The organism is Algoriphagus marincola DSM 16067, assembly GCF_000429405.1.
Lineage (GTDB): Bacteria > Bacteroidota > Bacteroidia > Cytophagales > Cyclobacteriaceae > Algoriphagus > Algoriphagus marincola.
The window spans coordinates 545,543-569,944 of sequence record NZ_AUBU01000001.1 but is presented as its reverse complement, the minus strand read 5'-3'; the positions used below and the strand labels follow the sequence as shown (position 1 = coordinate 569,944).

Genomic DNA, 24,402 nt, shown 5'->3' with positions numbered 1-24,402 from the left:
AAATCATGTTTTCGCATTTTAGGATTCGAATCCACAATCTATCTCTTTTGATTGTGATGCTTCTGAGCATCCCGAAATCACTTTTTGCTCAGGAAAATTTCGAATCAAATTTCGTTCGGTTGAAGTCAAAAAAAATCGGCATTTCTTTTAAGAATCAGTTAACAGAAGACCGAGAGAATAATATTCTTCGGTATGAATATTTCTACAATGGCGGAGGAGTTGCCGTAGGAGACCTGGACAATGACGGCTGGGATGATATTTTTTTCACAGGAAATATGGTTCCAAACACCCTTTATAAAAATCTGGGAGACTGGAAATTTGAAGATCTGACCAAAGAAGCTGGCATTTCCAAAAACCCAAATTGGTCCACCGGGGTGAGTATGGCGGATGTAAATGGAGATGGTCTTTTGGATATTTATGTTTGCTATTCGGGTAAGGGGTCACCTGAAAGCAGGAAGAATGAACTATGGGTCAATCAGGGTGATTTCACTTTTGAAAATCAAGCTGAAGAATATGGAATAGCTGACCCCTCCAATAGCACCCAGGCTTTGTTTTTTGACTTTGATCGGGATGGGGACTTGGATCTTTACTTACTCAATCATCACATTCAAGTCATCAACGAATTGGAGTTTGATGAGGTAAAAAATATCCGTCACCCCTACTCTGGAGATAAACTTTATCGAAATGATGGAAATGTATTTACAGACATCAGCGAAAGTGCTGGAATCAAGGGATCTCCATTAGGCTTTGGTCTGGGAGTAGTAGCTTCTGATATCAATGAAGATGGCTGGCCTGATATCCTTGTCACCAATGACTACATTGAACCAGACTATCTGTACATCAATCAAAAAGACGGAACCTTCAGGGATGTAATGACGGATTATTTCCAGCATATTTCCCATTTTTCCATGGGCGCTGATATCGCAGACATCAATAATGATGGGCTTCTTGACATCTTCACTTTGGACATGCTTCCAGAGGACAATAAGCGGCAAAAATTGCTTTACGGGCCAGAAAATTACGAGCAATATGCCCTAATGATCCGCAAAGGCTTCTATCACCAAAACATGCGAAATATGCTTCAGGTGAATTTAGGGGAAGGAAAATTTTCTGAAATGGGCCAACTTGCAGGTATTTCCAATACAGACTGGTCTTGGGCAGCACTATTCTTTGATGCTACAAATTCCGGTCAGAAAGACCTTTTTGTCAGCAATGGCTATTACCGGGATTACACCAACCGGGATTTTCTGAAATACAAAGGCGACTATTATTTCAAACAGGCAGTCGCTAACCAGCAGGCGGACACGCTCCACCTCGTTACCAGCATGAGTTCCACGCCAGTTCATAATTATTTCTTTGAAAATCAGGGAGACTTGCAATTCGCAAACCGTTCTTTAGACTGGGGTTTTGAAGAAGAAGGGTTTTCAAGTGGATCAGCCTTTGCAGACTTGGATAATGATGGTGATTTGGACCTGATCGTCAACAATCTGAATGAATTTGCGGGAATATTTGAAAATCAGAGTAAATCAGGTAATCATCTCCAAATCAAGCTCAAAGGACCTGAGGGAAATAATTTTGGCATTGGCACCAAGGTCAAACTTACGGTAGGTAATGAAACACAGGTTCAAGAGCATCAGGTGGTCCGAGGATTTCAATCATCCTCTACCTTCCGCATGCACTTTGGATTGGGAAATTCGGAGCAAGTTGACCAAATTGAAATTACCTGGCCCGATGGCAAAAAACAGGTATTGACCGATCAACCAAGCAATCAGATTCTAGAATTGGATTACTCAAATGCCACCCAGAAAAATGAATTAGTTGCTGCTGATAGTCCCATTTTCCAAAAAACTGAAAACAAACCAGATTTTATTTCAGCAGAGAGTGGCTTCAATGATTTTAAAAGGCAACCCTTGATGCTCACCATGCCGAGTGCCATTTCTCCTAGTTTAGCTAGCAGCGATTTAAATAAAGATGGCAAGCCCGAGGTTTTTGTAGGAGGGACCAAAGGTCAAGCTGCTCAAATATTTAGCTGGGACGGCGAAAATTGGAATATCTATACTGGCTTCCAATCTCCCTCCTATTACACGGATGCCGTGGCACTTTTTGAAGATTTCAATGGCGATGGATGGATAGACCTTTTTCTTGGAAGTGGTGGATATCACGACTATATCCGATCCGATGAAAGCCTACAAGACCGGCTTTACTTGAATAATGGTCAAGGAAAACTGGAAATACAAAGCAACTTTCCGAACTATTTAACCAGTACCGGACCGGCTGTCTCTCTTGATGTGAATGGAGATGGCCATTTGGACCTTTTTGTGGGAGGGAAAATCATACCCGGTAGATACCCTTTGAGTCCAGAAAGCAAAATCTTGATTAATGATGGCAATGGCAATTTCACCGATCAATCAGATTCCTATTTACCTGAAAATGGAAAATTAGGAATGGTGAGTAGTGCTTTGGTACAAGACTTAAATCAAGATGGATGGGAGGATTTGATTCTGGCAGGGGAATTCACCAATTTGATTTTCTTGGTAAACCAGGCAGGTGAATCTTTTTATAATCAAAGTGATAAATTTCTTTCTTCTCCGATGCTCGGATGGTGGTCATCCCTTGCACAAGCTGATATGGATGGAGATGGAGACTTAGATCTAATTGCAGGTAATTTTGGTGAAAACTCCCAATTTGAAGTTTCTGATAAAAAATTGATCCGCTTGATTGCAGCTGATTTTGACCAAAATGGCTCTATCGATCCGATCTTGGAATGCTACATCGGAGAGGAAGCCTACCCCTTCCCTAGCCGAGATGAACTTCTGAGTCAGATGGTAGAGATGCGAAGTAAATTCACCACCTACGAATCCTATGCAGTGGCCAAAATGGATGATCTTTTCGATCAAGACAAGTTGGAAAATGCCCTTACGCTAACCGCAAATACTTTAAAATCTTACTACCTGGAAAATACGCCAAATGGCTTTATTCCTCACGAATTACCTAGAATGGCTCAATCTTTCCCGATCTACGCTATTCAAACAGGAGATTTTGACGGCGATGGAAATATGGACATTCTTTTGGGAGGAAATCAAAGACAAAGCCGAATCCGCATTGGAAATTTGGATGCCGGGCTGGGGTTGTTTTTGAATGGGGATGGAAATGGAAACTTTAAAGCTAGCTATCCTTCCCAATCTGGACTTACCATCAAAGGTGATATCAAATCCTTTCTTCCTTTAGAATGGAAAGAGAAAAAGTACATGCTGGTAGGTATTCATGGGGAAGCCTTAGAACTTTATGAATATGAATAGTAAGTCTCTCCTACTTCTTTGTGCGCTAGTTGCGGGTACGGCTTCCTTTGCTGCTGAAAAACAAGAGCCTTGGAGTAGTATCTATAAATCTCAACTTTTTCACATTACAGAGGTCATGGTTACGGACGTTGCCAGTCCACCTGTCGCAGCTAGAATCTATGCATATTCCTGTCTTGCCAGCTATTTGGTTATGAAGCAGCATGGGGCTGAATTTAGAGAAAAGGACTTTACGCGAGCTTCCATTCTGGACTTTTCTGATCTTGATTCTGATCAAGAGTTGGGCTCCCCCGAATTTGCTGCAATCTATGCCATGCTTCGTGTTGGGGAAAATGTGATGCCTTCTGGCTATCTTTTAAAAGAAAAGCAGCAAAACTGGATAGATCAAGCCATCAAATCAAAACTCATCAAAAAGTCTAAAGTTGATCTGCACATCCAGGAAGCAGAAAAAGTCGTGAGTCAAGTCATGAATTTAGCAAGTACAGATGGCTACCGCGAATTGCCAGCCTTGACTCGCTACAGCCCCACAGAAGCAGAAGGTCGCTGGTATCCTACACCTCCAGCCTACATCGAGGCTATCGAACCTGAATGGCGTACCATTCAACCCTTTTTTCTAGCCTCACTCAATGAATATGATCCCAGTCCTATGGCACCTTTCAGTCTGGAACCTGAAAGTTCATTTCATCAGCAAATGATGGAAGTTTATGAGACCACCAAGTCCCTGGATCAAGAGCAAAAATTGATTGCCAATTTCTGGGATTGCAATCCTTTTATGGTGGAATTTTCGGGGCACATGGCTATTGGAGTGAAAAAAATATCACCCGGAGGACATTGGATGGGGATTACCGGAATTGCTGCTGAAAAAGCAGATCTGAATTTGGCAGAAACTGCTTATATCCATGCCCTAGTTGGGATGACGCTACACGATGCATTTATTTCTTGCTGGAAAACCAAATATGAAACCGACCGGATTCGTCCTGAGACTATCATCAACAAAACCATTGACCAACGCTGGCGACCACTGCTTCAGACTCCCCCCTTCCCTGAGTACACTTCAGGCCATTCGGTGATTTCAAGGGCAGCGGCCATTATCCTGACAGGTTACTTTGGAGATAATTTCTCCTACATCGATGACTCGGAAACTTATTTTGGCCTTCCTGAGCGTGCATTTGATTCATTTTTACAAGCTTCAGAAGAGGCTGCCATTTCCAGACTTTACGGGGGTATCCACTTCAGAGACGCTATTGAAGAGGGAGTTCGCCAGGGAGAAAAAATCGGAAAAATGATCTGGCAAGAAATCACAGATAAAGAGCTGCTGACCAGCCAAAATCAATAATCATGAAGAAAATCACTCTCGCCCTTGGCTTACTAGCCCTTTTTTCAGCCTGTCAGGAGAAAACACAAAAATCTGAAATTCCCAGCCCAAAAAAGCCAAATATCATTCTCATTTTTGCTGATGATCTAGGCTACGGTGATCTAGAAAGCTACGGAGCTACCCAGTGGACCACCCCCCATTTGAATCAACTCGCACAGGAAGGCACACAAATGAACCGTTTCTATGTGCCTCATGCAGTATGTTCGGCTTCTCGGGCAGCCCTCCTTACCGGAGCATATGCCAATAGACTAGGAATCTATGGAGCATATGACCATACTGCTAAACAAGGACTTCATCCAGCTGAAGAAACCATTGCAGAAATCCTTAAAGCCCAAGGTTATGCGACTGGAATGGTAGGAAAGTGGCATTTGGGACACCTGCCAGAGTTTTTACCTACTCGACAGGGATTTGACAGCTACTATGGACTTCCCTATTCCAATGACATGTGGCCGCATCACCCGGAAGTCAAGGATTACTACCCTCCTTTGCCTTTGCTTCAAAATGAAGAGATTATCGATACGCTAGATGAGCAATCCCAATTGACCACACTTTACACTGAAAAAGCACTGGAATTCATTGATCAGAATTCTGATCAGCCCTTTTTCTTGTATCTAGCCCATAGCATGCCTCATGTTCCACTTTATGTGAGCGAAAAGTTTGCAGGACAATCCGAACAAGGCCTGTATGGCGATGTGATTATGGAAATAGACTGGTCAGTCGGTCAGGTTCACCAAAAAATCAAGGATCTCGGACTGGAAGAAAATACCATGATTATTTTCACCTCAGACAATGGCCCATGGCTTTCTTATGGTGGACATGCAGGGCTCACGGGTGGTTTGAGAGAGGGAAAGGGTACCTCATGGGATGGGGGAATACGCGTTCCGGCTATTTTCAAGTGGACAGGTAAAATTCCTGAGGGAAAAACGATAGAAAATCCTGCCATGTCCATCGATGTACTTCCTACTATTGCGGAAATTACTGAAAGTCTCCTACCAGAAAAGCCCATTGATGGGGAGAGTATTTGGCCACTATTGACGCAGGGAAAAGCAAAAGCAAGACCATACTTTGCTTATTATAATCGAAATGAATTACAGGCAGTTTTTTATGAAAACTGGAAACTCGTTTTTCCACATCGATACCGAACCCTCCCAAAGGAAGCCGAACTTAGAAATGATGGAATTCCGGTTAAATATGATCATATCAATTTGGAAAAAATGGAGCTTTACGATCTATCAAGCGATCCATACGAACAAGTAGACCAAGCTTCAAAATATCCAGAAATCGTCCAAAAACTAAATGAAATGGCCGATCAGGCGCGGAAAGACATGGGAGATGCGCTTACCGACAGCCAAGGAACCGGGCAGCGGGAAGTAGGAAGGGTTCAATAAAAGTTAATCTTCAATCAAAGGACATCAATTTTGAAAAGTTCTCGAATCTGCTCGAACTGACACATCTTCATTGAAAGGAAATCGAAGGTATTTTTGAAATGGCCTTCGACTCCTTTTTCTCTAAAAGAGCGTATTCAAGATTATTCTAAATCAGCTTACAACTTTTCGAATTCCTTATGGAATCCATTTGATTTTGCTGAAATCGGGCTTTCGCTTTTCCAGAAAAGCATTCCTTCCTTCTTGTGCCTCCTCCGTCATGTAGGCAAGTCGTGTAGCTTCTCCCGCAAAAACCTGCTGACCAACCATTCCGTCATCGGTCAAATTCATCGCAAACTTCAGCATCTTGATTGAGGTCGGGGACTTCGCTAGAATTTCCTGAGCCCATTGGAAAGCCGTATCCTCCAATTCATCATGTGGGATCACTGCGTTGACCATACCCATTTCATAAGCTTCCTGCGCAGAGTAATTTCTGCCCAAAAAGAAAATCTCACGGGCTTTCTTCTGACCTACCATTTTAGCTAAATAGGCCGATCCGTATCCTCCGTCAAAACTGGTCACGTCGGCATCAGTTTGTTTGAAAATCGCATGCTCCTTGCTGGCCAGGGTCATATCACAGACCACATGAAGACTGTGTCCACCACCTACAGCCCATCCTGGCACGACTGCTATCACCACCTTCGGCATAAAACGAATGAGACGCTGCACCTCCAAAATATTCAAGCGATGATAGCCATCATCCCCCACATATCCTTGATGACCGCGCGCACGCTGATCCCCGCCAGAGCAAAAGGCCCATTTCCCATCTTTTGGAGAGGGTCCCTCGCCGCTTAGTAGCACCACGCCAATGGAGGTATCTTCCTGAGCATCATAGAAAGCATCGTATAATTCAGCTGTCGTCTTGGGCCTAAAAGCATTCCGGACTTCCGGTCTGTTAAATGCAATTCTGGCTACACCCTGACACTTTTTGTAAGTGATATCTTCGTATTCTTTGGCAGTAATCCACTCCATGAGTTTGTATTTTGTCTGAAATTCGATTTTTCTGCAAGATAACCACCTTCGTGAAAATATGTTGAACAGAAAGTCATGGGTAGTTCTTAGATTTGAAATCTATGTTTAGGCTTTTATTTGAAAATCAGGTTTTTCAGAAAATCGAGGACTTCCAACCCAAGGGAGAAAATGAAATTTTGGATTCTGCGCTCGCGTTTTGTGGGGATTGGCTGTCTGGAAAAACTGTTTTTTCTCAGAAAACCTCAGGGTCCACTGGTATTCCCAAAGAAATTACTTTGACTCAAGATCGGCTGAAAGCAAGTGCAGAGGCAACGGGGAAATTTTTTGGAATAAACTCCGAACTCAAACTTCTCTGCTGTCTTCATCCTGGATACATCGCCGGAAAAATGATGCTTCTTCGTGCCATGGTTTGGCAATGTGAGATTCGACTGGTGATGCCGAGTTCAGAGCCTCTTTCAAGCATTCCTGACGCCTATCAACCTGACTTTGTGGCCATGGTCCCTCTTCAAGTGGAAAAAACACTGGAAAATGATTCAGGGAAAAGAAAGTTGAAAAAACTCAAAACGCTTTTGATTGGAGGAGCACCCCTTTCAGAATCTTTGCAAAGGAGAATAGCTTCAGAATTGGATAATGCATGGCAAAGCTTTGGAATGACTGAAACCGTCTCGCACATCGCTTTGTCTAAAATCACCGAACAGACACTCAACTACCAAGCGCTTCCGGGGGTAAAACTCGGGGCTGATGAGCGTGGTGCCCTCTGGGTCGAAAGCCCAATGAGCGGCCCCGAAACTATCCAAACAAATGATCTCGTCCATTTCCAATCAAACGGGAGTTTTCAGTGGCTGGGACGGTTAGATTTCGTCATTAACTCAGGAGGAATCAAACTTCACCCTGAATTATTAGAGCGAAAAGTTGAAAGGAGCATTCAAATATTTTTTCCTGATTCCTGCTTCATTTTCGGTGGGATTCCCGATGAGCATTTAGGACAGAAACTGGTCTTATTGATTGAGTCTAAGGCAAAAGACCCAGAAAAGGCAGGGAATTTGCGAGAAGAACTTTCGAAATATTTGGATCGGTTCTCCCAACCCAAAGAGATCATAATCTTGGATAAATTCTCTGAGACTGGAAGCGGAAAAATCGACCGACTGAAAACCCTTGCGAATGCTCAATCTGATTCTTAGTCTTTTTTTAAGTACCATTTTGGCGATGAACTCCCATCAAAACACCCAATTAGAGCTCATTATCAACAACGGTAAATCGGATAATGGTTTGGTTCGGGTTTTAATTTTCAATGGTTCGGAAGGATTTCCGGGTGACTACACAAAAGCATTCAAAGCTCTCAGTACCAATTTGGAGAATAAACGGGCCATTTTCAATATTTCAAACCTACCAGCGGGAAAATATGCAATCACTGCTTATCACGATGAAGATGGAGATGGCAAAATGTCTAAAAACCCTTTCGGCTACCCGACCGACCGATTTGGCTTTTCCAATAACCCCAAAATCCTTTTCTCAGCCCCTAACTTCGAAAAATGTCTTTTTGAAATCAAAGAGGGACAAAGCCACATTCAGGTGATCGATTTGCGCTAAAGATTCGCGTTGACTTCGGATTTCCTAGCGATTATTTAAAAAAGCCTACTTTTGCAAAAAACTTTTCCATGAGTAAGAAAAATCAAGCCATTTCAGGAATCATCTTAGAATATCATTCTGGAATTGTACCTCCCCCATTCAGTCACGTTTTTCGCTTAGAATTGAATTGGTCGGATGGGACACTTCGTGCCAAGCTTGATTTGCATTATACCGACCGAGAAGAACTTTCGGAGGAAGAAATTTTGGATGAAGGATTTACGCTTTCAGATGATTATCAATATGATGGCAGCCTCAATCCAGTTTGGGTAAAGTCGATTGAAGAACTGCTTCAAGAAACCCGCTATGCCTCTCAGGTACATGGAGAAGGGGAAATCACCGTAGCAACTAAGGAGCATACCAAAACTAGTCCTGCCAAAAGTCCTACCAATCAAGAGGCTTGGCAGCTGCTCGCACAGGACTTGATTCAGGCTATTTATGAGACTGCCAAAAAAGAACTTCCTCTTCAAATCAACTTCCAAGTAGTAGAAAAAGAAAAAACTGACAGAGGATCCGTGACCTTACATTTTTCTGATCGAAATGTCCAGCTTGAGTTGAATGGAAAAACCAGCCAACTCAATTGGGAATATGCATTTCAATTGATGAAATTGATTTTCACCCCAGATTATGACTACGATATTGCCAAGGAAAAACCAGGCACAAAAAGAGGAATTTATCTTGATTGCGGAGATGGTCTTTGGCACGAACTCGGAAAGGGTGTTTTAAATATCGATCCGGAATTTGATGCCGTTGCGCAAATCGAGGAGCACATGCGCAAATTGACCTCCAACTGATTTATCATTTTTGCTATTGCATTTAAAGCTTTGATTTTCTTACATTTAAGTAAGAAAAATGAAGCGCTATGTCAAACAATAAGATTTTTGTCAGCTACCGCCGACAGGATGCTTCAGGAGAAGCAGGACGATTGGTGGATCATTTGCAGGAAGTTTTTGGTGAAAACTCAGTTTTTTTAGATGTAGAGACGATTGAAGCGGGGCTTGATTTTGTAGAAGCCATCGATCGTGCTTTAAACTCTTGCAAAGTTCTGATTGCCATGATTGGCCCCCATTGGGTCAATATTAAAGATTCGGAGGGAAACCCTCGACTTTTTAAGGAAGATGACTTTATCCGATTAGAAATAGCTGCAGCTCTCAAGCGGGACATTCGCGTGATTCCGGTCTTGGTCAATGGTGCAGTGATGCCTTCTGCGGATCAGCTTCCTGAAGACTTGAAGCCCTTGACACGTCGACATGCCCATGAGATCAGTAGCAGTCGTTGGAAGTACGATTGCGAGCAACTGACAGAGGTTTTGGAGAAAATTGTTGGAAAAGCTCCCAAACCAGCGCCTGAACCCAAACCATTTCCCTCGCCACCTCCAAAACCAAAACCAGTTTTCCGCAAAAAATCTTGGATCGAACGTAACTATCTGTGGCTTTTGGGTGGCTTTGTCCTAATCTCTGTGATTGGATTATTGATAGATGCCGCAGAACTTGAGGAGTCCATAGATTATTATGATCCTATAGAAGAAGTGGTAGATCAACCAATCTATGGTAACACCCCACCACAAGAACCTTCAAGCAACATCCCAAGCATGGCGGGAACTTGGATTGTAATAGGTCAGGATGGAAGGCAAGCTTGGTGGGTTTTTACACAGCAAGGAGCCATGATTAATTTTATCGAATATGATGTTGCAAGTAATCAAGTTGCTAGTGGAAGAGGTATGCTGGAAGATGGAGAATACCATGGAGACTATTTCAATAAAATGAATGGAGCCACTGGCAAATTCAATTTAACTAAAGATGGAAATTCATGGTTGGGAGACATTTATTTTCCCAGTACTCAAACGACCTTCTATATCTCCTTAAGTCGAAATTAATCCCTTAACTTTCTCAAGTCTTCCTGAATATCCTTTAGCATATCACCTAGATCAGCTAGGCTGAGCGATTTCTTTTTATCTCCTGGATTGGGAAAATCAGTACTGATAAAAGCTTTGGCCTCCCAGACCTCCAACACGTCCTCTCCCCGAACCTCGTAAGGTTTGTAATGCTCATTGTCAGATACTAGGAAAAGCTTTCCATTCTCTGCCAAATAATTGAAAACTCGCTTGTACACGACTCCCTCTGAGGCAGTCACCAATACATAAGTTCGTCCGCTTTTTATTTGCGAAAGCTGATCTACATAAGCACCGATGATAATTGTGCCCGATATCAGAGGAAGCATGGAATCCCCTGCCAACTCAAAGGCCCGATAAGTAGCCTGTCTGGGAAGATTTGGTAAGTGAAACTGGGGCAACTGCTCCATATACTCCGGGTCTGCAAATCCATTGAGATAGCCGGCAGATGCTTTTTGGGGAACCAAAGTGATATTTTCCCGGTCTGATTCATCAGCAGCAATGGTGAGAATATTGATCTTTCGCTTTTGAAGGGCCTTTCTTCCCTCCTTTTCAATATCATGCTCCAAAAGCTCCTCCACTCCTGACTCCAAGATCTCTGCAATTTGAAGAAGCGTTGCAAGTTTTGGTTCAGACCTCCCATCCTCGTAGGCCGATATCATGGTACGTTGAATATTAAGCTGATCGGCCATGTCCTGCTGCGTGAGTCCTTTCTGCTTACGCAAAAAGCGAATATTTCCTGCTAAGTAGCTCATGCTGAAAATAAATAAAAGTCTAAATCATCTGTCTGAGGTGCAATGGGAAAAAGCGGGTCTATTCGTTGCTCAGCAGCTCTCCGACGTGCCAACCTATTCTGAATCTCAGCAATAATCTCCCCAACAGGCTTGGGTTCATTAACTAATAAATAGCCATATTCCTGCTTGGGGCTCCCCTCCACAAAAAACTTTACCTGCAAATTCCCTGAAGAAAGAGCCTTGGTGCTGATGTTGATTTTATCGACTTGTTCCATGATCAATGCGTTTTACATCAGCAAGATACAAATGTCATTTTTATAAACATCTACTTGTGCAAAAAATTAACATCATTCTATGACATATTTTGTCACAAATTATTTACACGGTCGGCGGCAATTCATTTAAGGTTTTGACCGCTCAGCCAATTATTCAAACCCTCCTCAGAATTCGAAGTTACTTTTGTACATATTGATTACCAACCAACTACATGAATCCCAAATTATTAACAATCTTATTTTTAGTCATTTCCTCATTCGGCATGGCGCAGAATTATACCCTCAAGGGAAAAATCCGCGATGCTAAAAACCAAGAAACCATTCCCAATGCGACTGTACTCTTGCTGAACGTAACGGATTCTGCTCAGGTAGATGGAATTATCTCAGACCTGGATGGAAATTTCGAAATAGAGTCCATCAAGGAAGGCGACTACTTGTTGAAAATTCAGTACCTCGGATATGAAAATTATTTCCGTACCATCCAACTGCTCGGAGACTTGGATTTGGGAACCATTTCGATAAGCCAAGAGGCTACTGACCTCCAAGAAGTAACCATTGAGGCTCGCAGAGCTACCAGCCAAAACAAGTCTGACACAACCATGTTCAATGCCGATGCATTCAAGACAATGCGGGATGCAAGTGCGCAGACTTTGATCGAAAAACTACCCGGAGTAACTTCTGAGGACGGTTCGCTGCAAGCCCAAGGTGAAGCAATCGCACAAATACTCGTGGATGGGGAGCCATTCTTCGGAACAGATGTACGAACAGCACTACAAAACCTACCGGCAGAGGTTATTCAAAGTATTGAAATCTATGATCAGTTGAGTGAAAAAGCCCGGTTAAGTGGATTTGACGATGGAGAGCGATTGAAAACCATCAATATTATCACCAAGCCCAATCGACGAAAAGGGCAATTTGGCCGAACAAGCGCTGGATACGGAACTGATGATCGGTATTTGGTCGGAGCTAGTATCAATGACTTTGACAATGATCGAAGAATCACCTTCACCGGTCTTTCCAACAATATCAATGTCACCGATTTTTCATCAGACCCCAATGCTCAGAATAATGCACGTCCGCAAAGCGGGATTATTCAAACGCACATTCTCGGATTGAACTACTCCGATAAATGGGGAGAAAAAATCAAGGTATCGGGAAGCTATGTCTTCAGTAGTAGGGAAAATTTTGAACGATCTACCCGCTTTCGGGAATTTATCACCTCTGGTGAAAGTGATCAGCTTTACGATGAAGTCAGCACTGAAACGCGCGTAAACAACCGGCATCAGTTCGACATGCGTTTTGAATATGACATCGATGAAAAAAACCGAATCGTATTCATTCCACGTTTTTCAGCCCGTTTTGAAACGGAGACCTCTGGTTTTAATGGAGAAACTTCCAACGGATTTGATCCGATCAACACCGTGGAAAATATCAGAAATGCAGAAAATGAAGATTATGACATTTTCAATCGGATTTTCTACAGCCATAAATTTGACAAGCCGGGCCGTACGCTGACTTTCCGGGGAAGAATGAGTGAAAACTGGAACAAGGATCGCGCTAATCGAATCGCCAGAAATGAGTTTTTTATCCCTAATCCACGAACAGAGATTATCAATCAGCAAATCAATCGAGATCGAAGCGGTAGCTCTTGGGAGACTGGAATTTCATTTACAGAGGCTCTCAGCGAGCGAAGCCAACTTGAGCTTGAATACGAAATTGGTAACCGCCTGAACGACTCGGACCAATTGATCTTCGATGTGATTGATGAAGCGATTGATCAGCCTATTTTGGAATTGGATACTGCACTTAGCAATACTTTCGAAAGCAAATTCCTAACTCAGGAAACTGAGCTAGGCTATCAGTACAAAACAGAAAAAATCAGAATCCAGACTGAACTTCAATACCAAAATGCCCGGTTGGACAATACGCAAGGTTTCCCACAGGCTTTTGAGCTGCAGCGAACCTTCCAGAGCTTGCAGCCAACCGTCCGATTCAATTATCAAATCACGGATAATACCAATCTCCAATTTGATTACGATACTCAGGTTCAAGAGCCTGATCTACGACAGCTTCAGCCAGTAGTCGATAATACAAACCCGCTTCAACTCTATGTAGGAAATCCAGATTTGGACCAGTCCTACTCCAATCGACTTCGTATGCGATTCCGAAGCAACAATCCGGAAACTGATCAAAGCTGGTTTCTCTTTGCTCAGACCTCCTTTGTCAATAATATCATTGCCAACAGTTCCTTTATCGCGGAGGAAGCTACAGAAATCCAACCTGGAATTGTCCTTGAGCCCGGCTCGCAGCTATTCAGCCCTGTCAATCTAAATGGCTATTGGGATCTTCGCTCTTGGGCCAGCTATGGAATGCCGGTGGATTTTCTGAAGTCTAATCTAAATATTAATGCCGGAGCAGGTATCACCAACCGTCCAACCTTTGTCAATGGAGAGAATGGAACAAACTTTTCCCGAAGACTCAGTACCGGGCTTTCACTCAGTAGTAATATTTCCGATCAGATTGACTTCAATATTTGGACTCGATTGTCATTCAGCCGAGTGGAAAACTCTCTAAACCCAAATCTGAATGATAATTTCTTCAATCAGCGGGCAAGAATCAACTTCAACTGGATCTTCTGGGAAGGTTTTGTATTCCGAACAGACATCAACTATCAAGCAAACCGAGGCCTTTCCGAAGGATTTGACCAGAATTTCACCTTGGTGAATATGAGTTTGGGTAAAAAGATTTTTGGCAATCAGCGCGGAGAGATCAGCCTAAGCGTCTATGACCTCTTCCGTCAGAACAATAATATCCGACGAAACATCACCGATACCTTTATCGAAGATGTGCAAACCAATGTACTGCAGCGCTATTTTATGCTGACCTTCAGCTATAATATCCGTCGCTTTGCAAAAGGTACCAGCATGGAAGACTATCAGGATCTGATGGAAGATGGCGGTGATCGAGGTGGCGACCGCAGAAGAGGAAATTGGAATTGATAGATAAACCACTAACCAGAACAAATCAGCCCAAGTTTTTAAAGCTTGGGCTGTTTTATTTAACTGTAATTTGACTTTAGGTGTCTCAATTCCATTTACCAATCACCTAAACTTCCCCTTTAGCATGGCCAACTTCTCTGCCATACTGCCTTGGGGCTCTACTTTTTGCTTTGGTTTTGGGGAAGGCTTTCGGTCTGATTTCCCTCTTTCTGCAAAAGGATCAGACTTCATACTCAAACCTATCCGCTTTCTTGCCACATCCACATCAAGCACCGTCACCTGTACCTTTTGGTTGACTGTCACGATCTCATTGGGATCTTTCACAAATCGATCTGCCAAATGGCTTAAATGTACCAATCCATCCTGATGCACCCCTACATCTACGAATGCACCAAAGGCTGTAATGTTGGTGACGACTCCAGGAAGCTTCATGCCCGTTTTTAGATCGGAAATGGCATTGACACCTTTTTCAAATTCAAACACCTCAAACTGTTCTCGAGGATCTCGACCTGGTTTCGCCAACTCATCCAGAATATCCTGAAGTGTCGGCATTCCCACCGTATCAGACAGGTAATTCTTCAAGTTGATTCGTTGTCGGAGCTCTTCTGAAAGCATCAACTCACGAACTGCCACTCCCAAGTCTTTGGCCATTTTTTCCACCAATTCGTAGCACTCAGGGTGGACTGCTGATCGATCAAGCGGATTAGTTGCCTGACGAATTCGTAGGAAACCAGCTGCCTGTTCATAGGCTTTGTCACCCAAGCGAGGTACTTTCAGTAGGTGGGCACGACTCGTAAAGGGTCCGTTTTCATTCCGAAAGTTGACAATATTTTGTGCTAAGACAGGTCCAAGCCCCGATACATAGGCTAGCAATTGCTTCGAGGCAGTATTTACCTCTACCCCCACGGCGTTCACAGCAGAGACCACCGTGTCGTCCAGCGAATTCTTCAAAGCCGACTGATCTACATCATGCTGATACTGCCCCACACCAATTGACTTCGGGTCAATTTTTACTAATTCTGCCAATGGATCCATCAATCTTCTTCCAATGGAAACTGCCCCTCGAACGGTCAGATCCAAATCGGGGAATTCTTCCCGAGCTACTTCTGAGGCAGAATAAATAGAAGCTCCGGCTTCATTGACGAGGGTGATGATGACAGATTTGGGTAATCCTAGAGAGCGGACAAACTCTTCTGTCTCCCTACCCGCTGTACCGTTTCCGATGGCGATCGCTTGAATATCGAATTTCTCAACCAACCCTCTCACTGATAGACCTGCCTCAGCCGTTCTTCGCTGTGGTTCATGAGGAAAAATAGCCTCATAGTGAAGTAATTGTCCCTGCGGCCCAAGACAAACCAATTTACAGCCTGTTCGGAATCCCGGATCAATAGCCATGACGGTTTTTTCGCCCAAGGGAGCTCCTAACAACAACTGTCGTACATTCTCTGCAAAAACCTTGATCGCTTCTTCATCCGCTTTTCTTTTAGTAAGCAGCCGAATCTCCGTTTCCATACTTGGCTTCAGCAATCGCTTGTAAGCATCTTTGATGGCGAGTCGCACCTGCTCAACCGAAGTATTTTCAGCATCGGAGATGACCTCTCTTTCCATTAGATTCAAGGCGTCTGACTCTTCGGGTGTAGCATCCAGCATCAAAAACAATTCTTTTTCCCCTCTCCTCATCGCTAAAACCCGATGCGATGGCGCCGTAGCAATGGGCTCCGACCATTCAAAATAGTCCTTATACTTGATAGCTTCTTGCTCTTTGCCTGGAATGACTCGGGATCGAAATACACCTTCTTTCAGAAAAAGGTTACGCATTTTTTCCCGTAGTGAGGCATTCTCATTGATCCACTCAGCTATGATATCACGTGCTCCCTGCAAGGCATCTTCCACCGTGCTGACTTCTTTTTCCACATCGATATACTTAGAGGCCTCTTCTTCGAGCTCTATGCTTTCTTGGGAAAAAATCAATTCTGCGAGTGGTTCTAAGCCCTTTTCCCTAGCGATAGTCGCCTTGGTCCGTCGTTTGGGTTTGTATGGTAGGTAGATATCTTCCAGACGAGCCATTGTTTCGGCTTGCTCAATGGACTTCTTGAGGGAATCGGTCAATTTCCCCTGCTCCTCGATAGACTTCAAGACTGCTTCTTTTCGCTTATCCAAGTCTCGTAATTGCTGTAAACGATCCCGAACTGCCGCTACCTGAACTTCATCTAGGCTTCCCGTTGCTTCCTTTCGGTATCTGGAGATAAAAGGGACTGTCGCACCTCCATCCAAGAGCTCAATGGTAGCTTGAACTTGTGTGGCTTTGACATTTAATTCTTCGGCGATTTTGAACTGATAACTCATATTTTTAATTAAAAACTGCAGAAATTTCCCGCAAGATAGGAGTCCTTTTCAAGACAAAAAGTATGAATTGTAGCTATTGTCACTAATGCCCTGAGGATAAGAAAGTAATTTTATGTGATTTTAAAATTGGAAGAACTTGTCCACCTTGCCGGATTACAGGAATAAAAAAAATTTAAAGAAGTGAAAAAAGAAACCATACTAAAAGAAGTAAAATCCTGGGGCTTGATTTTGGCCTTTTTCGCATTTCTGTACTTCACGGGTCTTTTGCCTGTAGTACAAGGAGCCATCCAATCTGTTTTGCTTTCCACAGGGCTCATCAAACCAAACCTAGAGCGGGTAGATCGGACTGATGAGAGTTTTGACTACTCGGGAAGCTTCCAGGATTTTGAAGGGAATACCATTCAGCTTTCCGATTACCGAGGCAAAACTCTCTTCATCAATCTTTGGGCTTCTTGGTGTGGACCATGCCGGGCAGAGATGCCCCATATCTCCGAACTTTATAAATCCATCCAGGATCAGGAGAGCATAGAATTCTTGATGATCGGTCTGGACAATGAATTTGAAAAAAGTAAGAATCTCATCGAAAGTAAGAGTTGGGCTTTCCCAGCAATGCATGCAAGCTATGGACTGAATCGAAGTTTACAAAGTCAATCTATCCCCACCACCTTGGTCGTAAACCCCAAAGGAAAAGTGGTCTTTTACCAAGAAGGAATGAGCAATTTTAATACAGATGAGTTCCGGAATTTTCTGGTGAGCCAGTAGCCGGGTTTTTACTAAACCAAATTTAATTTGGAGCTACAATATTCAAAACTATCCTAAAGTAAAACTTTTCAACAAAACTCATATTATATTATTAATCAATTTTTTATAGATATTTATTGAAGTAAAAATCTTAATGAAAATAGTGACTCTTCCACTTTTTTCAACTGAAATCTTTTAAAGCAAATCTCTACAAGAAAGAGCTTTCGAAAGTGCAAAATCAAAAATCTGCCTATATTCCAGCATGAAAATCCAGCAGACGGAAGTAGTCATCATTGGCGCCGGTTTCTCAGGAATAGCTGCAGCAAAAAAACTTCATGAAGCCAAGATTCCTTTTTTGATTTTAGAAGCAAGAGAGCGAATCGGCGGTCGGGTTTTCACCAAGCATTTATCAGAAAATCTCTATGTAGATCTAGGTGGACAATGGGTCGGACCTACTCAAGATCGAATGTATGCACTATGTCAAGAGCTCAACATCCCCTACTTTGAGACCTACGATCAGGGTAAAAATATCTTGAACCTCCGTGGGAAAATCCGGACCTATCAAGGCATCATTCCCAAGATGGATCCCCTATCGCTGATCAACTTGGACATAGTGATGCGAAGGCTGGAGCGAATGGCAAAACAGATTGAAATCCAATCTCCTTGGACTCACCCAAAAGCTGGAAAATGGGATGGAATGACTTTGGAGGACTTTTTAAAAAAATACTCGAAAACCAAATCCTGCTATGAAGTCATCAAGATTGGATGTGAGACCATCTTCGCATGCGAACTTTCCGAGATATCCCTGCTACATGCTCTCTTTTACATTCGCTCAGGAACTTCATTAGACTGTCTAATCAATATCAAGAATGGAGCTCAACAGCATCGAATTGAGGGTGGTATGCAACGAATCATAGAAGAAATGGCCAAACCCTTTTATGATAAAATCATTTTCGAATCACCTGTAGAAAGAGTAATTCAAGGCGCAGATTCGATTTCGGTGGACTTTGGTGATCGGTCAATAGAAGCCCAAGAAGCAATTATTGCTATTCCTCCACCGCTTTTGAACCAGATTCAATTCGAACCGGAGCTTTCTAAGGAAAAACAGGAGCTCCTTCAAAACTACCCCATGGGACGCGTAGGGAAGTGTTTTATGATCTATGAGAAGCCTTTCTGGAGAACATTAAAATACAGCGGGCAGGTGGTGAGTGATGACCCTCTGACCCATCAGACTGTTTTTGATTGCTCACCTGCCGATGGAAGATTCGGGATATTAATGGGATTTGTAATCGGAAACCGAGCTGAGGAATATTTTTGCCTGTCTGAGGAAGAACGAAAAAACCGGATGATGCGATCTTTGAAGCAGTATTTTGGTGAAAAAGCAGAAACTGCCATTCAGTACCTAGATTTTACTATGAGCGATGAAGCCTGGTCTAAAGGCTGCTATGCAGGTCTTATGCCTGTCAATTCATGGTCCAAATTCCAGGACAATTATAGAAAATCAGAGGATCGATTGCATTTTGCAGGAACGGAGGCTGCTATGCGCTGGCATGGATACATTGAAGGTGCCGTATTGGCAGGAGAAGCAGCCGCCTCCAAAATCATAAAAAATCAACCCAATTAACTTCATGAGGAGAATCCTGATATCTTCAGCTCTATTAATCATCTTTATTTGGCTTATTTGGTCATTTTCTGGCAGAAGCTATCCGCTAAAGGAGCCTGAATTATATTTGGATCTGGTAGAAGAAATAAACCCCTCAGACACTTTAAACAGAAATATTGTAGGGATTCAGCCTTACATGGAGGCGAGCGACTACCTGGATCAGGAAACCTTCTATCGGAAGTTGGAGCTTTATCTGCATGAATCGAGAAAGTCAGGCCTTATTCGACCCAATACCATCGTTCTACTTCCTGAATACTTGGGGACATGGCTGGTGCTATCGGGCGAGAAGCATAATTTGGCTGAAAAAGAGACGGTTGAAGAAGCAATGACTTCTTTGATTCTATCAAACATTATAGATTTTTCCATTAACCTCATCCGATCAAACGAAGAGGATAAAGTAACAGCAGCCATTTTCCGAATGAAATCGCTTGAGATGGCTGAGGATTATTTTGATACATTCAGCAAGCTTTCCAAGGACTTCAATTGCTTTATTGCCGCAGGAAGTATTGTCCTTCCAAAGCCTCAAGTGGTAGACGGGGAGCTAATTATTGATTCCAGTGAGCCGCTTTATAACAGTTCTTTCATCTTTGGACCGGATGGAAAAATCATCGGAAAACCGATTTTAAAAGCCTTCCCAATCGATGCTGAGCTTCCTTTTGTCCAAAGTCAAACTGTGGAAGAATTACCTGTCTTCGAATTGCCCATGGGAAAAGCGGCGCTACTGATCTGTGCTGATAGCTGGTATCCTGAGCCTTACGCAAAAGCTGAAAAAGAAAAAGCTGAGATTATCCTTGTACCCTCCTATCTCACAGGAGAAAACACCATGAAAAATCCTTGGCAGGGCTATAATGGTTCGGAGGCTCCTGCCTCAACTGACCTAAGTGATATCCAAAAAATAACTGAATGGGAAGCCTGGTATAAATATGCCCTTCCCGGAAAAATCACAAAAACCTCCGCTGAGGTAGGCATGAATGTGTTTCTCAGAGGAAAACTTTGGGAAATGGGCGCAGATGGTCAGCCATTAGCCATACTGAATGGTCAAGCGCTAAAGGCTACAGCTGCAGCACGAGCTGGAATTTGGTCACTGAACTACTAGAATCATGTGCGACACCCTACTGGCCAGAGGAATTATTTCGGAGAAAGAAAATTTAATTTTTGCAAAAAACTCTGACCGAGAGCCTTTAGAAGCTCAGGAACAGGTGCATATCCCCCGGATATCGCATTCGGAAAAAACACTAAACTGCACCTATATCCAAATCCCACAGGTTAGTTCTACCTGGGAAGTATGGCTATCTAAACCCTTTCAGATGTGGGGTGCAGAAATGGGAGTCAATGAATGGGGATTAGCTATAGGAAATGAAGCGGTTTTTACCCAAGTGAAATTTGATAAATCCCAACCGGGATTAACAGGAATGGATTTGCTGAGACTAGCCTTGGAGCGCTCCAAGACTGCTATGGCTGCAAAAGATTTGATTATAGAACTTTTAGAAAAATTTGGTCAGAATGCCTGTGGCGGCTATGAAAACAAAAACTTCTACTATCACAACAGCTTCCTAATCGCCGATCCAAAAGATGCTTTAATATTGGAAACTGCTGGGAAATCCTGGGCATGGAAAAGAGTAAAAAACCATGCAAGCATATCCAATTGCCTGAGTTTGGAAGATGACTTTGAAGAATGGGGAATCAAGGAAGAAGACATGTATTTGAGCTCCATTTTTAATTCCAAAAAAGGATTTAAAAGTCGGTATTCAGATTTTCTGTATACCTATTTCTCCAAAGCCAAAGATCGAAAGTCTTTTACAGAGAAATCCCTCATCAGTCAAAGAGGCCAAACTGGCCCCAAACAAATGATGGAAATTTTAAAGTCTCACCATCCCATAGGCGAAGGCTTTCATCCCAAAAAGGCGAGTGCAGCTTCAGTTTGCATGCATGCAACCGGTCTGACCAACCCCTCTGAAACCACCGGAAGTATGGTTGCAGAAATTAGAAACGATCAACCACACACTATTTGGCTCTGCCCCAGCCCTCACCCCTGCCAAAGTTTGTACATCCCCTTTTATTTTGGGAATGAAACAAGTTTTTTGACCTATCCTTCCCATCTCGAAGATGATTCTCTCTGGTGGCAGGCAAAGAAGCTACATACGATCATAGAACGAAACTGGAAAGAGCTCTTTCCTAAGCTGAAAGCTGAATTGAACCAGATTCAAGAAAATTGGATCAAGAGGGATAATTCCCTGATAGAAGAAGCGGCTAGCCCTGAGGAGTTGAGTAAATTCAGCCTTGACTGCTATTTATTTTACCAAAAATGGATCAAGGAAAAGCTTAAGGAAGTCTCAAAATAAATAAGTTGTTAATTGCCTGTTATTAATTAGTCAAATGGCCATCACACCAAAATTTAGAAACTAAAAAGTGGTATTTTGTCAAAAAGCATCGAAATGAAAAAATCTATTTTACTTCTCGCTCTTTTTCTTTTTTTCTCCAACCTGAGTTTGGCGCAGGAAATCCGAGTTTACAAGGAGCCTAAATTCGGTTTTGATTGGAGTCAACCTTCCGTATATCCTGATCGCATCGTCATATCATTTGGAGAAGACCCAAGTCAGGAAATACGAATCAATTGGCGAACTAATACCGAAATTACAGAGGCTTATGCAGAACTAGCCCCGGCCACTGCAGCTCCTAAGTTTTGGAGAAATGCAACCACTCAGAAGGCTGAAACGGAAGTTTTGGACTCCAGAAACGTTGCCCAAGCAGAAACGGTCGCCCATTATCATCAGACTAGCTTTTCCGGCCTTGAACCCAACACAGTCTATGCCTACCGGGTAGGTGATGGTGAACGCTGGTCTGAATGGTTCCAATTCAAAACAGCAAGCGCGAAAGCAGAGGATAGATTTTCTTTCCTGTATGTAGGTGACGCTCAAAACTACGTACTTGAACTTTGGTCAAGATTAATTCGGGAAGGCTTTAAAAAGGCTCCTGAAGCAGAATTCATCATTCATGCGGGAGACTTGATCAATTATGCGCATAGGGAACAGGAATGGCATGAATGGTTTACTGCAGGGGGATTCATTCATAGCATGCTCCCTACGATGGCTGTACCGGGAAATCATGAATACAATTTTTTGAATCAGGCAGACCGCGAAAAACGACAGCGCAGCCTATCCGTCCAATGGAGACCACAGTTCAATTTACCCCTAAACGGTCTTAAAGGACTGGAAGAAACGGTCTACTACATGGACTATCCAAATGCCAAGTTCATCTTTTTGGACAGTAATAGAGACCAGGAAATCCAAGCTCAATGGCTGGAGGAGGTTTTGGAGAAAAACACCAAAAAATGGGTGATCGTTACCTATCACCATCCGCTGTTTTCTGCATCTGCTGGAAGAGACAATGAAGCCCTTAGAAAGCTTTGGAAGCCAATTTTCGATAAGTTTCAGGTCGATCTAGCACTTCAGGGACATGATCATAGCTATGGCAGAGGCCGTGTAGCTCCCGGGGAAAATGTAATGGATGGACTGAATATGCAAGATGCAACGGGAACAGTCTATGTAGTATCGGTCAGTGGTGGCAAAATGTATAATATCAAACCCGATGGATGGGATGAGTGGGGAGCGGTAAGAGATCGTGCTGCCGAAAACACCCAGCTTTTTCAAGTGGTCAGCATTGAAGACAACAAACTGGAATTTGAATCCTATACGGCCATAGGAGAGCTTTATGACAAATTTGACTTGGTGAAGAATGAGGATGGAATCAATCAATTTATTGAATACAAGCAAAATCTTGATCCTGAATTCCGTTTTGACAACACCATCCCTTATGTGGATCAGCTTCCGGGATTGATGGAAGAAAACCTTCTCAAAAAATACCCTGGATATAGTGTAGAGCAAGTGCGATTTTATGAAGAGGAAGGAAACCCTCGCATCCGAGTCACTTTGAAATCTTCTGATCAAGTGAAGAATCTTATCCTAGATCAAGAAGGTAGAGTCCTTTCGGAGGATTAAGACATTATTCATCTTTTGAAATCAGTCAAATAATTATGACCGAGAAAAAACGTGTTACACTGAAGGACATTGCTCGAGAGCTAGGTATCTCTGTGTCTACCGCCTCAAGAGCGCTTAATTCCTATCAGGGAATTTCCGAAGAAACCATCAAGCTGGTCAAGGATTATGCAGAAAAGCATCATTATATCCCAAATTCAATAGCGGTCAATTTTCGAAAAAACAGGACTATGACGATTGGGATGATCGTGCCTGAAGTGGTGCATTATTATTTTTCGTCCATTATCAGCGGGGCACTTCATGCTGCTAAAAAACAGGGATACCGAGTCTTGATCAGTCAGACAGATGAAAAACTTGAAAATGAAATCCATGCCTGTCATAATATGCTTGCTGGAAATGTAGACGGAATTTTGATCTCTATTTCCAATGAAACAGAAGAAGTGGATCACATTCAGGATTTTTTGGATGAAGGTAAAGCAGTGGTTCAGTTTGACAAGTATTCTGAGAAGCTAAAAAGTCCTATTGTGACGAGTGATGACTTGGAAAGCGCCTACCGGGCAGTTACCCATTTGATAGAAAAAGGATATCGCAAAATTGCCCATATAAACGGTCTGGCAAATGTTCGAAACTCTAAGGACCGCCTCGCAGGCTATCATAAAGCCTTAAAGGAGCATGAATTGGATTTTGACCCCAACTGGATTCCGCATTGTAAGGATATCACGGAAGAAGAGGGCTTTGCCTTTGCCAAGCAGCTGATGGAAAGTAGCAATCCTCCTGATGCTATCTTTTGCATTACAGACTCGGTTGCATTAGGCGCAATGAACTACCTGAAGAAAGCTAGAATAAAGGTTCCTGAGGAGGTTGGCGTAATGGGCTTTAGCAATTGGAAAATCTCAGAAGTCATGACACCTTCCCTTAGTACGGTAGAACAGCATGGGTTTGAGGTAGGTAAGATGGCTGCTGAAATCCTACTCAAGGCTACCCAAAACCCAAATGAAGAATCTACAAATCAATTCACTGAAATCAAGAGTGATCTGATCATTCGGGAGTCCACTCAGAAATAGT

General features: G+C 42.9%; 18 protein-coding genes. 14 read left to right on the top strand and 4 right to left on the bottom strand.

The window, feature by feature from the left end; genetic code table 11:
• Positions 1 to 5: 5 nt before the first annotated feature.
• The 3 genes from G457_RS0102575 to G457_RS0102565 are packed head-to-tail and all read left to right on the top strand — an operon-like array spanning position 6 to position 6,059.
• The gene (locus tag G457_RS0102575; protein WP_026945079.1) at positions 6 to 3,299 is read left to right on the top strand and encodes a VCBS repeat-containing protein; all 3,294 of its coding nucleotides are present in this window, start codon (positions 6 to 8) and stop codon (positions 3,297 to 3,299) included.
• Positions 3,292 to 4,632, top strand: a complete 1,341-nt coding sequence (locus G457_RS0102570; RefSeq protein ID WP_248602812.1) for a vanadium-dependent haloperoxidase — start codon at positions 3,292 to 3,294, stop codon at positions 4,630 to 4,632. The genes G457_RS0102575 and G457_RS0102570 overlap by 8 nt, the downstream gene beginning before the upstream one ends.
• A gap of 2 nt (positions 4,633 to 4,634) precedes the next feature.
• On the top strand, positions 4,635 to 6,059 hold the full coding sequence (locus G457_RS0102565) for a sulfatase family protein (RefSeq protein ID WP_026945077.1): 1,425 nt from the start codon (positions 4,635 to 4,637) through the stop codon (positions 6,057 to 6,059).
• Between the two features lie 174 nt (positions 6,060 to 6,233).
• On the opposite strand, the gene G457_RS0102560 is transcribed toward G457_RS0102565, so the two are convergent.
• Complete coding sequence (locus tag G457_RS0102560) at positions 6,234 to 7,067, bottom strand: 1,4-dihydroxy-2-naphthoyl-CoA synthase (RefSeq protein ID WP_026945076.1); 834 nt, start codon at positions 7,065 to 7,067, stop codon at positions 6,234 to 6,236.
• A 101-nt stretch (positions 7,068 to 7,168) separates the two neighbouring features.
• Here G457_RS0102560 and G457_RS0102555 point away from each other — a divergent pair, with 101 nt between their 5' ends.
• The 4 genes from G457_RS0102555 (at position 7,169) to G457_RS22150 (ending at position 10,569) form a co-directional block, all read left to right on the top strand.
• Positions 7,169 to 8,248, top strand: coding sequence for an AMP-binding protein (locus G457_RS0102555; protein WP_026945075.1), 1,080 nt, complete (start codon positions 7,169 to 7,171; stop codon positions 8,246 to 8,248).
• Positions 8,229 to 8,657 (top strand): DUF2141 domain-containing protein, encoded by a 429-nt coding sequence (locus G457_RS0102550; protein ID WP_026945074.1) that lies wholly within the window; start codon positions 8,229 to 8,231, stop codon positions 8,655 to 8,657. The genes G457_RS0102555 and G457_RS0102550 overlap by 20 nt, the downstream gene beginning before the upstream one ends.
• Before the next feature lie 68 nt (positions 8,658 to 8,725).
• Positions 8,726 to 9,487 carry a hypothetical protein gene (locus G457_RS0102545; RefSeq protein WP_026945073.1) on the top strand — a complete coding sequence of 254 codons (762 nt, stop codon included), beginning with the start codon at positions 8,726 to 8,728 and terminating at the stop codon, positions 9,485 to 9,487.
• A 68-nt stretch (positions 9,488 to 9,555) separates the two neighbouring features.
• The gene (locus G457_RS22150) at positions 9,556 to 10,569 is read left to right on the top strand and encodes a toll/interleukin-1 receptor domain-containing protein (RefSeq protein ID WP_051260673.1); all 1,014 of its coding nucleotides are present in this window, start codon (positions 9,556 to 9,558) and stop codon (positions 10,567 to 10,569) included.
• On the opposite strand, the gene G457_RS0102535 is transcribed toward G457_RS22150, so the two are convergent.
• Positions 10,566 to 11,339, bottom strand: coding sequence for an XRE family transcriptional regulator (locus G457_RS0102535; RefSeq protein ID WP_026945072.1), 774 nt, complete (start codon positions 11,337 to 11,339; stop codon positions 10,566 to 10,568). The genes G457_RS22150 and G457_RS0102535 overlap by 4 nt on opposite strands.
• On the bottom strand, positions 11,336 to 11,593 hold the full coding sequence (locus G457_RS0102530) for a hypothetical protein (RefSeq protein ID WP_026945071.1): 258 nt from the start codon (positions 11,591 to 11,593) through the stop codon (positions 11,336 to 11,338). Before G457_RS0102530 ends, G457_RS0102535 begins: the two co-directional genes overlap by 4 nt.
• Positions 11,594 to 11,805: 212 nt before the next feature.
• Here G457_RS0102530 and G457_RS0102525 point away from each other — a divergent pair, with 212 nt between their 5' ends.
• Complete coding sequence (locus tag G457_RS0102525) at positions 11,806 to 14,592, top strand: outer membrane beta-barrel protein (protein ID WP_026945070.1); 2,787 nt, start codon at positions 11,806 to 11,808, stop codon at positions 14,590 to 14,592.
• Between the two features lie 102 nt (positions 14,593 to 14,694).
• Here G457_RS0102525 and G457_RS0102520 read toward each other — a convergent pair whose 3' ends face one another.
• Positions 14,695 to 16,938: a Tex family protein gene (locus G457_RS0102520; protein WP_035482969.1), complete on the bottom strand. Its 2,244-nt coding sequence runs from the start codon at positions 16,936 to 16,938 to the stop codon at positions 14,695 to 14,697.
• Between the two features lie 180 nt (positions 16,939 to 17,118).
• Between G457_RS0102520 and G457_RS0102515 the strand changes: the two genes are divergently transcribed.
• From G457_RS0102515 to G457_RS0102490, 6 genes are all read left to right on the top strand, one after another.
• A complete protein-coding gene (locus G457_RS0102515; RefSeq protein ID WP_026945068.1) occupies positions 17,119 to 17,700 on the top strand; it encodes a TlpA family protein disulfide reductase in 582 nt (193 codons plus the stop codon).
• Positions 17,701 to 17,941: 241 nt separating this feature from the next.
• Complete coding sequence (locus G457_RS0102510; protein WP_026945067.1) at positions 17,942 to 19,303, top strand: flavin monoamine oxidase family protein; 1,362 nt, start codon at positions 17,942 to 17,944, stop codon at positions 19,301 to 19,303.
• A 4-nt stretch (positions 19,304 to 19,307) separates the two neighbouring features.
• A complete protein-coding gene (locus tag G457_RS0102505) occupies positions 19,308 to 20,438 on the top strand; it encodes a nitrilase-related carbon-nitrogen hydrolase (protein WP_026945066.1) in 1,131 nt (376 codons plus the stop codon).
• Positions 20,439 to 20,442: 4 nt separating this feature from the next.
• On the top strand, positions 20,443 to 21,684 hold the full coding sequence (locus G457_RS0102500; protein WP_026945065.1) for a peptidase C69 family protein: 1,242 nt from the start codon (positions 20,443 to 20,445) through the stop codon (positions 21,682 to 21,684).
• 93 nt (positions 21,685 to 21,777) lie between these two features.
• Positions 21,778 to 23,340 (top strand): purple acid phosphatase family protein, encoded by a 1,563-nt coding sequence (locus G457_RS0102495; RefSeq protein ID WP_051260672.1) that lies wholly within the window; start codon positions 21,778 to 21,780, stop codon positions 23,338 to 23,340.
• Positions 23,341 to 23,375: 35 nt separating this feature from the next.
• Entirely contained in the window at positions 23,376 to 24,401 is a 1,026-nt protein-coding gene (locus tag G457_RS0102490; RefSeq protein ID WP_026945063.1) for a LacI family DNA-binding transcriptional regulator, read from the top strand.
• The last annotated feature ends 1 nt before the right edge of the window (position 24,402 follow it).